This window comes from Thermomonas fusca, from assembly GCF_005862345.1.
GTDB lineage: Bacteria > Pseudomonadota > Gammaproteobacteria > Xanthomonadales > Xanthomonadaceae > Thermomonas > Thermomonas fusca.
The window spans coordinates 1-12,052 of record NZ_SROY01000004.1 but is presented as its reverse complement, the minus strand read 5'-3'; the positions used below and the strand labels follow the sequence as shown (position 1 = coordinate 12,052).

11 protein-coding genes and 1 tRNA gene are annotated in these 12,052 nt (G+C 69.1%); 1 reads left to right on the top strand and 11 read right to left on the bottom strand.

Features of this window, described 5'->3' with window-relative positions:
- Positions 1–13 precede the first annotated feature (13 nt).
- The 11 genes from hisIE to hisS all read right to left on the bottom strand — a co-directional run bounded on the left by hisIE (position 14) and on the right by hisS (position 10,895).
- Positions 14–610 (bottom strand): bifunctional phosphoribosyl-AMP cyclohydrolase/phosphoribosyl-ATP diphosphatase HisIE, encoded by a 597-nt coding sequence (gene hisIE, locus E5S66_RS09590; RefSeq protein WP_138349011.1) that lies wholly within the window; start codon positions 608–610, stop codon positions 14–16.
- Positions 611–618: 8 nt separating this feature from the next.
- Positions 619–1,389, bottom strand: coding sequence for an imidazole glycerol phosphate synthase subunit HisF (gene hisF / locus E5S66_RS09585; RefSeq protein ID WP_138349010.1), 771 nt, complete (start codon positions 1,387–1,389; stop codon positions 619–621).
- A complete protein-coding gene (gene hisA / locus E5S66_RS09580; RefSeq protein WP_138349009.1) occupies positions 1,383–2,117 on the bottom strand; it encodes a 1-(5-phosphoribosyl)-5-[(5-phosphoribosylamino)methylideneamino]imidazole-4-carboxamide isomerase in 735 nt (244 codons plus the stop codon). Before hisA ends, hisF begins: the two co-directional genes overlap by 7 nt.
- Positions 2,114–2,716, bottom strand: coding sequence for an imidazole glycerol phosphate synthase subunit HisH (hisH, locus tag E5S66_RS09575; protein ID WP_138349008.1), 603 nt, complete (start codon positions 2,714–2,716; stop codon positions 2,114–2,116). The genes hisA and hisH overlap by 4 nt, the downstream gene beginning before the upstream one ends.
- On the bottom strand, positions 2,713–3,786 hold the full coding sequence (hisB, locus tag E5S66_RS09570) for a bifunctional histidinol-phosphatase/imidazoleglycerol-phosphate dehydratase HisB (protein ID WP_138349204.1): 1,074 nt from the start codon (positions 3,784–3,786) through the stop codon (positions 2,713–2,715). Before hisB ends, hisH begins: the two co-directional genes overlap by 4 nt.
- A 2-nt stretch (positions 3,787–3,788) precedes the next feature.
- Positions 3,789–4,880 (bottom strand): histidinol-phosphate transaminase, encoded by a 1,092-nt coding sequence (gene hisC / locus E5S66_RS09565; protein WP_138349007.1) that lies wholly within the window; start codon positions 4,878–4,880, stop codon positions 3,789–3,791.
- Positions 4,877–6,175, bottom strand: a complete 1,299-nt coding sequence (gene hisD / locus E5S66_RS09560; RefSeq protein ID WP_138349006.1) for a histidinol dehydrogenase — start codon at positions 6,173–6,175, stop codon at positions 4,877–4,879. The genes hisC and hisD overlap by 4 nt, the downstream gene beginning before the upstream one ends.
- A complete protein-coding gene (gene hisG / locus E5S66_RS09555) occupies positions 6,172–7,086 on the bottom strand; it encodes an ATP phosphoribosyltransferase (protein ID WP_138349005.1) in 915 nt (304 codons plus the stop codon). Before hisG ends, hisD begins: the two co-directional genes overlap by 4 nt.
- A 9-nt stretch (positions 7,087–7,095) precedes the next feature.
- Positions 7,096–7,419, bottom strand: a complete 324-nt coding sequence (locus tag E5S66_RS09550) for a YerC/YecD family TrpR-related protein (RefSeq protein ID WP_028838237.1) — start codon at positions 7,417–7,419, stop codon at positions 7,096–7,098.
- A 189-nt stretch (positions 7,420–7,608) separates the two neighbouring features.
- On the bottom strand, positions 7,609–9,516 hold the full coding sequence (locus tag E5S66_RS09545) for an HAL/PAL/TAL family ammonia-lyase (RefSeq protein ID WP_138349004.1): 1,908 nt from the start codon (positions 9,514–9,516) through the stop codon (positions 7,609–7,611).
- Entirely contained in the window at positions 9,516–10,895 is a 1,380-nt protein-coding gene (hisS, locus tag E5S66_RS09540) for a histidine--tRNA ligase (RefSeq protein ID WP_138349003.1), read from the bottom strand. Before hisS ends, E5S66_RS09545 begins: the two co-directional genes overlap by 1 nt.
- A gap of 144 nt (positions 10,896–11,039) precedes the next feature.
- Here hisS and E5S66_RS09535 point away from each other — a divergent pair.
- Positions 11,040–11,116, top strand: a tRNA-Pro gene (locus E5S66_RS09535).
- Positions 11,117–12,052: the final 936 nt, after the last annotated feature.

The following is a 12,052-nucleotide window of genomic DNA, read 5'->3' as shown; positions in this document are numbered from 1 at the left end:
CGCGGCGCGCCGGTCAGCCGCGTCTTGCCTGCAGCACCTGCCGGGCATCCTGCAGTGACAGCCCGCGCGCGCGCAGCAGCACCGTGAGGTGGTACAGCAAGTCGGCGGCTTCACCCAGCAGCGCGGCCTCGTCCTGCGCCACCGCCGCCAGCGCGGTTTCCACGCCTTCCTCGCCCACCTTCTGGGCAATGCGGCGGACGCCATCCTCGAACAGCTTGGTGGTGTAGCTGCCCTGCGGGCGCTCGCGCTCGCGCTGGGCGATCAGCGCATCGAGTTCGGCCAATCCGTCCGCGGGTGCGGCCGGGAAGCAGCTGGGGCGCTGCAGGTGGCAGGTCGGGCCGTGCGGATGCGCCTGCACCAGCAGGGTGTCGGCATCGCAGTCGGCCTCGATGGATACAAGTTCCAGCACATGGCCGGACGACTCGCCCTTGGTCCACAGCCGGCCCTTGCTGCGGCTGTAGAAAGTCACTCTGCCGCTCGCCAGCGTGACGCCGAGCGCCTCCCGGTTCATGTAGCCCAGCATCAGCACGCGCAGCGTGGCGGCGTCCTGCACGATGGCCGGCAGCAGGCCGCCCTGCTTGTCCCAGGCCAGCGTATCGATGTCGATCATTGCAAGGTTCACAGCCGCACCTCGATGCCCTGCCCGCGCAGGAATTGCTTGAGTTCCGGGATCGCAATCGCGCCGGAATGGAACACGCTGGCCGCCAGCGCGGCGTCCACGTCCGCCTCGACGAAGGCCTCGGCGAAGTGCGGCATCGCGCCGGCGCCGCCCGACGCCACCAGCGGCACGTGGCACACGGCGCGTGCTGCCCGCAGTTGCTCGATGTCGTAGCCGGCGCGCACGCCGTCGCTGCCCATGCAGTTCAGGACGATCTCGCCGGCGCCCAGCCGCTGCGCATCGATGATCCAGTCCAGCGTCAGGCGGCCGGGGGCGCGCATCGCATCCGGGCTGCCGGTATGGCTGCGCACCCGCCACTGCCCGTCGTCCTCGCGCACCGAATCGATGCCCACCACCACGCACTGCACGCCGAAGGCATCGGCCAGCTCGGCAATCAGCGCAGGCCGCTCCAGCGCCGGCGTGTTGATGGAAATCTTGTCGGCGCCGGCGCGCAGCACCGCGCGCGCATCCTCGACGCTGCGGATCCCGCCGGCCACGCAGAACGGGATGTCGATGAGGCGGGCCACCCGCTCCACCCAGTCGCGCGCCACGCTGCGCCCTTCGGGGCTGGCGGCGATGTCGTAGAACACCAGCTCGTCGGCGCCGGCATCGCGGTAGCGCAGCGCCAGATCGACGATGTCGCCCATGTCGACATGGTCGCGGAAGCGCACGCCCTTGACCACACGGCCATCGCGCACGTCCAGGCACGGGATGATGCGGCGGCTCAGCATGCCAGCGCCCCGCGCAGGTCGAGGCGGCCTTCCAGCAGTGCCTTGCCCAGCACCGCGCCGCTGCATCCGGCCGCGCGCGCGGCGCGAACATCAGCCACGTCGCGGATACCACCACTGGCCTGCACGTGCAGGTCCGGGTGGCGTTCGCACAGGCGGCGATAGAGGTCGATATTCGGCCCGGCCAGCATGCCGTCGCGGGCGATGTCGGTGCAGAGCAGATGCACCAGGCCGGCGTCGAGATGGCGCGCCAGCACCTCGTCGAGCGTCTCCTCCGCGACCTGGGTCCAGCCGTGCACCGGCAGACGCCACGCCCCCGCCTCGTCCTGCCGCGCATCCAGCGCGACGGTGATGCGGTCGCCACCGAAATCCGCCAACCATTCCGCCACGGTGCCGGGCTCGCGCACCGCCAGCGAGCCGATCACCACCCGCGCGGCGCCCGCATCGAGCAGGGTCGCCACGTCTTCACGCGAGCGCACGCCGCCTCCGGTCTGCACCCGCAAGCCGGTGCGAGCAACGATGTCGCGCAGCAGCGGCAGCAGGGTGTAGCCACCGGCTTTCGCCGCATCCAGATCGACCAAGTGCAGCCACGTTGCGCCGGCCTCCGCGTAACGCGCGGCGAACGCCAGCGGGTCGTCGCCGTAGCGCGTCTCGTCGGCGTAGTCGCCCTGGCGCAGCCGCACCACGCGGCCGTCACGCACGTCGATGGCGGGATAGACGGTGAAGCTCATGTCGGGTTCCATTGCAGGAAATTGGCCAGCAGCCGCGCGCCGGTGGCGGAAGATCGCTCGGGGTGGAACTGCGCGCCGGCCACGCGTCCACGCACAACCACCGCCGCGAAACGTTCGCCGTGGCGGCAGGCGGCGATGCAATCGCCGGTGACGGGCGCGGCATAGCCGTGCACGAAATAGGCGCGCGCATCGCTGCCGATGCCGTCGAGGAGCGGCGATGCGGCGACCTGTTCGAGCGTGTTCCAGCCCATGTGCGGCACCCGCAGGCCCGGCCCACCGGCGAGTTTTCGCACCCGCCCGGGCAGCAGGCCAAGGCAGTCCGCGCCGCCTTCCTCGGAAGACTCGAACAGCAGCTGCATGCCCAGGCAGATGCCCAGCAGCGGCACCTGCAACGCCGGCAGCACCTCGGCGAAACCGCGCTCGTGCAGCAGCGCCATCGCCGGCCCGGCCGCACCCACGCCGGGCAGCAGCACCCGCGGCGCATCCGCAAGACCATCGGCATCGCGCACGATGCGCGGGCGCGCGCCGAGCCGTTCCAGCGCGTAGCAGACCGAGCCGAAATTGGCCCCGCCGGCGTCGATCACCGCGATGTCCATCACAGCATGCCCTTGGTCGAGGGCAGCTCGGCGCCTTCACGCCTGATGGCTTGTCGCAGTGCCCGCGCCAGCGCCTTGAAGCAGGCCTCGATCTGGTGGTGATCATTCTCGCCTTGCACCTTCAGGTGCAGGTTCAAGCCCGCGGCATCGCAGAGCGAACGGAAGAAATGCGGCACCAGTTCGGTGGGCAGGTCGCCCACGCGCTCGCGGCGCAGCGCACCCTCGAACACCAGGTATGGCCGCCCGGAAAAGTCCAGCGCGGCGCTGGCCAGGCATTCGTCCATCGGCAGCGTGAAGCCGTAACGGCCGATCCCGCGCTTGTCGCCCAGCGCTTCGCGCAGCGCCTGCCCCAGCGCCAGCGCGGTGTCCTCGACCGTGTGATGCTCGTCGATGTGCAGGTCGCCTTCGCAACGGATGCGCAGGTCGAAGCCGCCGTGCTTGCCGATCTGTTCCAGCATGTGGTCGAAGAACGCCAGCCCGGTGGCGATCCGTGGCTCGGCCACGCGGTCCAGATCCACTTCGACGCGGACCTTGGTCTCCTTGGTGTTGCGCACGACCGTCGACTGGCGCGGCGCATCGGCAAGCGCATGCGCAATCCCGGCCCAGTCCCAGTCGCCACCGAACTGTGCGGTGGCGAGCTGGAAGCCGCGGATCTTCAGGTTGTCAGCGAACTGGAGGTCCGTCTGGCGGTCGCCGACCATCGCGCTGCGCGCCCAGTCGATGCTCCGGTCCTGCAGCAGGGCCGTCATCATGCCGAGGCCGGGCTTGCGGTTCGGGCTGTTGTCGGCGGGCAGGCTGCAGTCGATCAGTTCATCGCGGAACACGATGCCCTGGCTTTCGAACACCTGGCGCATCAGCGCGTGCGGGCCGTCGAACGAAGCGCGCGGATACGCCTCGCTGCCCAGCCCGTCCTGGTTGCTGACGATGACGAACTGGTAGCCGGCATCGCGCAGCTTCAACAGCGCGGGGATCACGCCCCTGACGAAGCGCAGCTTCTCGAACGCATCGATCTGGAAGTCGGTGGGCTCCTCGATCAGGGTGCCGTCGCGGTCCACGAACAGGATCGGCTGCAGGCTCATGCCGCCGCCTCCATGCGCAAAGTTTCCAGCGCGGCCAGCACGCGTCGGCATTCCTCCATGCTGCCGACGGTGATGCGCAAAGCGTCGCCCAGCTGCGCCATCGCACGCATGTCGCGCACCACCACGCCGGCCGAAAGCAGCGCGGCGAACGCGGCGTCCGCGTCGGCGAAGCGCACCAGCAGGAAATTGCCGGCGGAAGGATAGACGCGGCGCACCTGCGGCAGCATGCGCAGGCCGTCGGCAAGCCGCATGCGCGCCTCGCGCACCGCTGCCATGCGGCTGCGGGTCAGCGCCAGCGCCGACGGCGCCAACGCCGCCAGCGCCGCATCGACGACGGGCTGCGGCAGCGGATACGGCGCCTGCACGCGACGCAGCGCCGCGATCAGCTGCGGGTTGCCGAGCACGCAGCCCACCCGCGCGGCGGCCAGTGCATGCGCTTTCGACAGCGTGCGCAGCACGGCGATATTGTCGTGCTGCTCCAGCAGGCGCGTCGCAGAGGGTGAATCGGCATACTCGATGTAGGCCTCGTCCACGATCACCAGGCAGCGTCCGCGCAGGCGCTGCGCAAGCGCCGCGATGGCGTCCAGTTCCAGCAGCTCGCCGGAAGGGTTGCCCGGCGAGCACAGGAACAACAGCGAGGCGGCGCTGGCCAGCGCGGCATCGCCTATCGCCGGCAGGTCCGCGCACAGGCCGGCTTCAGCCTCGCGCAGCGGCACTTCGACGATCTTCGCCCCGTGCAGGCGCGCGCATACCGCGTACATCCCGAACACCGGCGGCGCGGTGACAATTGCACCGCGGCCCGGCATGCAGAAAGCACGCAGCAGCAGGTCGATGCCCTCGTCGCTGCCGCGCCCGACCAGCAGCTGCGCCGGCGCCACGTCGTACAACGTCGCCAGCCGCGCGCACAGCGCTTCCGGCTGTGGCTGCGGATAACGGCGCAGGCGGCCGTCGGCATCGCTGCCGTTGGCCCAGGCGGATTCGTTGGCATTGAGCCAGACCGAGCCGGCCAGCGCTTCGCTGCGCGCGGACTTGTAGCCGGCGAAATCGCGCAGGTCCTCGCGCAGCAGTGCATTCACGGTCGCGCTCATGCGGCCTGCTCCAGCCGCAACTCCACCGCCCGCGCATGCGCCTGCAGGCCTTCCGCATGCGCCAGCGTGGCCGCGCAGGGACCGGCACTGGCAATCCCGATGCGGCTGGCTTCCTGCACGGTGATGGCCTTCTGGAAACCGGCCACCGACAGCCCGCTCCACGCCCGCGCCGCGCCGCCGGTGGGCAGCACGTGATTGCTGCCGCTGCAGTAATCGCCCAACGCTTCGGGCGTCCAGTCGCCAAGGAAGATGCTGCCGGCGTTGTGGATGCGCGCAAGCCATGCACGCGGTTCGCGCAGCGCAAGGATTAGGTGTTCCGGCGCGTAGGCATCGCTGATGGCGATGGCCTGCCCGATATCGCGCACCAGCACCAGGCGCGAAGCCTCCAGCGCGCGCCGGGCGATGTCGGCGCGCGGCAGCCGCGCCAGTTGCACATCGACCTCCGCCGCCACCTTGTCCAGCAGCGCCGCGCTGTCGGTCAGCAGCAGCACCTGCGAATCCGGGCCATGCTCGGCCTGCGACAGCAGGTCGGCGGCAACAAAAGCGGCGTTCGCGCCCGCATCTGCGATCACCAGCACTTCGGACGGCCCGGCCGGCATGTCGATGGCGATACCGCCGGGGCGCTGCGCGGCCTGCCGCTTGGCCTCGTCCACCCATGCATTGCCGGGACCGAACAGCTTGTCGCAGCGCGGCACGCTGGCCGTGCCCAGGGCCATTGCCGCGATCGCCTGCGCGCCGCCGAGCTTGAACACGCGCACGCCGGGCGCCTGCCGCGCCGCCAGCAGCACGGCGGGATCGGCGCTGCCGTCCGCACGCGGCGGCGTGCACAGGATGATCTCGGCACAGCCCGCCAACCGCGCCGGGATGCACAGCATCAGCGCGGTCGATGGCAGCGGCGCGCTGCCCGCGGGCACGTACAGGCCGACGCGATTGATCGGGCGCTGCACGCGCTGGCATAGCAGGCCGGGCGCGGTTTCCACTTCATAAGGCTGCGTGATGCCGGCGCGGTGGAAAGCTTCGATCCGCGCTGCCGCCTCCAGGATCGCGGCCTGCACGTTGGCCGGCACCTGCGCGGCGGCGGCTTCCAACTCCTCCGCGCCGACTTCGAAATCATCGAGAGAGACGCCGTCGAACTGCGCGGTGTAGTCGCGCAGCGCCTCATCGCCGCGCGCGACCACCGCTTCGAAGATCGCCCGCACGCCCGCGCGCAGCGTGTCCGATACCGCCTGCGCCGGGCGCCGCAGCACCGCGGCGCGCTCGTCCGCGCCCAGCGCGTTCCAGTCGATCCGCCTCATGCCAGCATCCGCTCCACCGGCAGCACCATCAGCCCGCGCGCGCCGGCACGCTTGAGGTCTTCCAGCCGCTGCCAGGTCATCGCACCGTGGCAGAGCGCCTGCAGCGCCAGCGTCTCGCTGCCATCCACAGCGCACATGGTCGGCGGCTCGGCATCGGGCAGCAGCTGCAATACCTGCGGCAGCGCTTCGCGCGGGGTCTGGAACAGCAGCAGCTTGCTGTCGCGGATGCGCAGCACGCCGTCCATGCGCCGCAACAGCAGGTCGGCCAGCTCCGCGCGCACATCACCGAACGGCGCCACTGGACCGGCCAGCACCGCCTCGCTGCGCAGGATGTCGAGCACCGGCTTGAGCTGGTTGGCGGCCAGGGTGGCGCCGCTGGAGACCAGATCGCAGATCAGGTCGGCCTGGCCCAGGCGCGGCGCGATTTCCACCGAGCCGTTGAGCACTACGATGTCGGCGTCGACCTGTTGCGCGCGCAGCCACGCGCGCAGCTGGTTGGGATAGGTCGTGGCGATGCGCTTGCCGGCAAGCTGCGCCGGGCCCTGCCAGTCCCAGCCTTCCGGCACCGCAATCGACAGGCGGCAGCCGCCGAAACCCAACGCACGCCACTCGCGGAACACCGCCGGCTTGCCGGCCTCGGCGCGTTCACCGGCCTGCTCCAGCAGCACGTTGCGGCCGACGACGCCCAAGTCGCAAACACCGTCGGCAATCAGGCCGGGAATGTCGTCGTCACGCACCAGCAGCAGGTCTACCGGCAGTGACTCGCCGTAGCAGAACAGCTTGTCGCGGCTTTCGCGCCAACTCAGGCCGGCGGACGCCAGCAGTGCGCGCGCAGGTTCGCTGAGACGGCCGTTTTTCTGGATGGCGATGCGCAGGCGGTCGCGCCCGGTGGTTGTCGTTGCAGTAGTCATCGTGTGGACTCAGGAAGAAGTGTTGGCCAGGCCCAGCCGTTTGGCTGCGACCTGGTAGCCGCCGGCACCGCGCTCGAGACAGCGCGCCACGCGGCCGATGGTGGTCACGCTGACCTTGGTGCGCTCATGGATTTCGCGGTAAGGCACGCCCTGCAGCAGCTGCGGCACCACCCGCCAGCGATCGCCCATCGCCTCCAGCTCCGCCGGCGTGCACAGGTCATCCAGAAAGGCACGGACTTCCTCCGCGCTGTCCAGCTTGGCTAGCACCGCAGCCAACGCATCGATGGCGACCGCGGCGTCGTATTTGGGCAGGGGTTCTGGGCGTTGTTTCATCGGACCTCGGGGGTGCGTAGCGGACTGAATGCACAGCAAGCAACGCATCAATGTATTAGCGTGCTAATACATTAATTCGATAATCTGGCAATGTCAATGAATGCACCGGCTCAGGACAGCAGCTCAGCCGGCACGCAACAAAAATGGGCACCCGAAGGTGCCCATGTCGTGCACATGCGGCGCGCAACCTCAGCCCTCGCGCACCGCCGCCAGGATGCTCCCGTCCGCCACCATCGCCACGGCAGTGGCCACTTCGCCATCCAGCGCGCGGTCGCGGTCCAAGTAGGGAATACGAGCGCGGATCGCGGCGTGGGCGATGGCGACCGCCCTGCCCGGCTGGTATTCGCCGGAACGCGCGAGTTGTTCGCGCAGCGCATCGACTTCATCGAGGAAGCCCGTACGCTCAGGAGCATCGGGCAGCGGGCCGCCGCCGACCTTGGCGGCGAAACCGGCAGCATCGGCGCGGCGGGCCAGTTCGCGGGCGGCGTTGATCATGTCGCGGCGCAGGTCCAGCGCCTGAGCGGCGGTGAACAGCTCCAGCCCCAGCACCTTGCCGAGGTCCTGCGCCATCGCCAGCACGTGGCGGGCTTCGTTGGCACCCATCGATACGTGGTCTTCCGCGTTGGCAGAGGTCGGGATGGAATACACCGAGGCCGGCATCGCGCGGCTGGCGAGGTCGTTGACGATGGCCGCGGCGGTGTACTGCACGATCATGTGGCCGGACTCGGTGCCGTCTTCGTTGCCGATCAGGAACGGCGGCAAACCGTCATTGGTGGCGGGATCGACCAGTTTGTTGAGGCGGCGCTCGCTGATCGAGGCCAGCACCGGGATCGCCGCCTTCAGGTAGCTCATCGCCAGCGCCAGCGGCATGCCGTGGAAGTGGCCGGCGGAGATCACCTGCTCTTCCACGAACGCCGCGCCGGTCTTGTCCGGGAACACCAGCGGGTTGTCGGTCACCGAATTGAGTTCGACTTCCAGCACCCGCTTGGCCTGTTCGAGCGCATCGCGCACCGCGCCGTGCACCTGCGGGATGCAGCGCAGCGAATAGCTGTCCTGCGGCTGGTGCTTCTTGCCTCCACGGAACGGCAGGAAGCGCTGGTAGAACTTCTCGCGGCCGTGGCGCTGGGCGAAATCCACCCAGTCCCAGCCGATGTCGAAGCCGAGCGCCTGCAGCGACGGGCTGTCCCAGCTGCCCGGCTGCCATTGGCGGAACTTCGGCACCAGGTGATAGGCGATGTCGGACAGGGTGGAACCGTCGAGCAGGCGCAGCAGGTTGGCGGCGGTCTGCACCTGGCCCGGATGCGGGCGCAGCGCGTGCACTTCCGGCGCGAACGCACCGAGGCGGCCGGCGAAGGCGTCGATGGTCATCGCCGCGGCCAGATCGGCGGTGTCCAGCAGGTCTTCCAGCAGCTGGACCGCCAGCACGCCGGTGGCCAGCATCTGCGCGGTGCCGTTGTTCAGCGCCAGGCCTTCCTTGTAGGACAGCTCGACCGGCTGCAGGCCCTTGCGCGCCAGCGCATCGGCGCCGGGCATGCGCTGGCCGTCGACGAAGGCTTCGCCGCCGCCCAGCAGCACGATGGCCAGGTGCGACAGCGGCGCAAGATCACCCGATGCGCCCACCGAACCCAGCTGCGGCACCACCGGCACGATACCGGCATTGAGCATGGCCGCCAGCGCCTGCAGCGTCTGCACGCGGATGCCCGAATGGCCGCGCAGCAGGGTATTGATGCGGATGCACAGCATCGCCCGCACCACTTCCGGCGCAAACGGTTCGCCCACGCAGACCGCGTGGGTGACGATCAGGTTGCGTTGCAGTTCGATATGCGGCGGCTGGCCGGACCGGGCCGCGCCCGGCAGTTCATCGCGCAGGCGGTGGCTGCCGAGCAGCTTGTCGGCGTTGCTGCCGAAGCCGGTGGAAATGCCGTAGATCGGCTCCTGCTTCGCCACCTGCTGCAGCAGGAACTCGGCGGCGTGCGCCACCCGCTCCAAGGCCTGCGCATCCAGCGCTACCTGCGCGCCGCGGGCCACCTGCACCAGCTGCGCGCGGGTCAGCGACACGCCATCCAACTTCACCGCAGCCTTCGCCACATCATCCATCACGCGTTCCCCGCCGCGCTGCGCAGCTGCTCGCGTTCCACCAGCAGGGCCGCGGCCAGCTCGGCCTCCGCCACCTCGAATTGTTCGCCGCGGCGCAGGTCCTTGACCGTGACCACGCCGCGCGCCGCCTCGTCCTCGCCGCGCATCACCACGAAGCGGATCCCGGCCTTGTCGGCGTACTGGAATTGCTTGGCCAGCTTGCGCGGCTCCAGCTGGGTCTCCACGTTGAGGCCGGCCGCGCGCAGCCGCTGCGACAGCGCCAGCGCGTGCGCGAGCCCGGCGTCATCCAGCAGCGCCAGCAGCACGTCCACCGAACTGTCGGCCGTGCCGACCAGGCCGGCGTCCTGCAGCTGGTAGAACAGCCGGGTCAGGCCGATGGAGATGCCCACCCCCGGCAGCTTCGACTTGGTGTAGTGGCCAGCCAGGTTTTCGTAGCGGCCACCGGAGCAGATCGAACCGATCTGCGGATAGGCATCGAGCGTGGTCTCGTAGACGATGCCGGTGTAGTAATCCAGCCCGCGCGCGATCGACAGGTTCAGCGCGTAGCGCGACTCCGCCACGCCCAGCGCCTTGAGCTGGTCGAGGATGGTGCGCAGCTCCTCGCGGCCTTCGTCGAACAGCGGCGTGCCCGCGCCGAGCGCGTCGAGCTTGGCCAGCGCGTCGGCGTGGCCGTGCGAGCGCACCTGCGAGAACGCCATCAACCTGTCGATGACCTCCGCGCCGAGGCCGAAGCCCTCGCCCGCCAGCGTTTCGCGCACGGCGTCCGCGCCGCGCTTGTCCAGCTTGTCCAGCTCGCGCAGCACCAGCAGCTGCGCCTCGCCCTCGATGCCGAGGCCTTCGAAGTAACCGCGCAGAAGCTTGCGGTGGTTGAACTGGATGGTGAACTCGCCGATCGCCAGGCGCTCGAACACCGCTGCGATCACCGCCGGGATCTCGGCGTCGAAGCGCGGCGACAGCGCATCCTTGCCGATCACGTCGATGTCGCACTGGTAGAACTCGCGGAAGCGACCGCGCTGGGCGCGCTCGCCGCGGTACACCCGCTGCATCTGGTAGCGCCGGAACGGGAACGCGAGGTCGTGCTCGTGCTCGGCCACGTAGCGCGCCAGCGGCACGGTGAGGTCGAAGCGCAGCGCCAGTTCCGGCAGCCCGTCCGCCTGCTTCTCCAGCGCGCCTGTGGACTGCACGAAATACACCTGCCGCTCGGTTTCGCCGCCGGACTTGGTCAGCAGCACCTCGGACAGCTCCATCACCGGCGTTTCCACCGGCAGGAAGCCGAAGCGCTCGAAGGTCTGGCGGATGGTGTCGAGCATCCGCTGGAACGCGATCTGGTCGCGCGGCAGCAGTTCCATGACCCCGGTGGGGGTGCGTGGCTTGATCACGGTGGGGCTCCGATGGCGCGGAAAACCGCTAGTTTAGCGGGCGCGGCCGCCGCGCCGAAGGTCGGAAACGGCATAACGGCACGGAATGCGTCAAAGGGACTTGCCGAGGCGAGGACATGTCCCTAAAATGCGCGGCTCAGCTGTCGGGGTGTAGCTCAGTCTGGTAGAGCGCTACGTTCGGGACGTAGAGGTCGCAGGTTCGAATCCTGTCTCCCCGACCAATTGATAGAACAGCGAAAGGCTCTGAAAGCCGCAGAAATGCGTGCCTTCAGGGCCTTTTCCTGTTCCGGACTCCGCATGGGTTCACCCCCGTTTTCACGGACACTTAGGACAAGGCCAATCGAGGCCATGCGGAGTGTTCATGGCGAAGCGAAGGAAGTTCAGTGCGGAGTTCAAGCATGGTGGAGCGAACGTGACGAGAATCGCGCCAACGAGGCCGAGCAGCGCCAGTACGTCATGGCCGCCGCCTACCTCCACGATGCTGTCATCTCCCTTGCAAATGCCTGCCGGGCCCTCGAAGCCGGTATCCGGCCACGCGACGTGACAGGCTGTGGTCAGCACTGGACGTGCTGGCGGGAGCGCTCACCGGCGCCGGCTTCCCCAAATCCAAGCAAGATCGACGCGGCCAGATGCTGTCATGGCCGAGGACCAGCTGTCGCCCTACGACGATCCGATGCGCACCGAGCTGGAGGATGTGCAGGAGCGTCTGGCTGCCCTTTTGAACTTCATCCCGGCGGATCGCAGATAGGTCCGCGCCAGTTGTACAGACCACGATGAAACGCTAAGTACCGGGCTTCAGGGGCACGCGCCTTCGATAGCTCGCCTGCCGGCGGTGGTGCTGTCGGCCTTTCTGGGGGCGAAGTGTGCAGGCGGCGGGCAAGGTGTGGGCGGCGCCAGCCGTCCAGCGGCTTGTCCCCGGCCTGTGCACACGGTGGCCGCAGGCCATAGTCCCCAGTCTGGACCAGCGATCAGGATGTTCTCCGATGCTCCGGCAGGAAAAAATCCTACGCCGAACAAGTGGGGCCGGAGTCCACGTTGGGCTAGACTGCTGCCATTGCGACATGGAGCAGAAGACTGGACCGACCAGCCTTTCGTAGACATCCGGGCGCCATAATCCATGGCAACGACTGAGGTGTTTATGAGCAGCAACAAGCAGT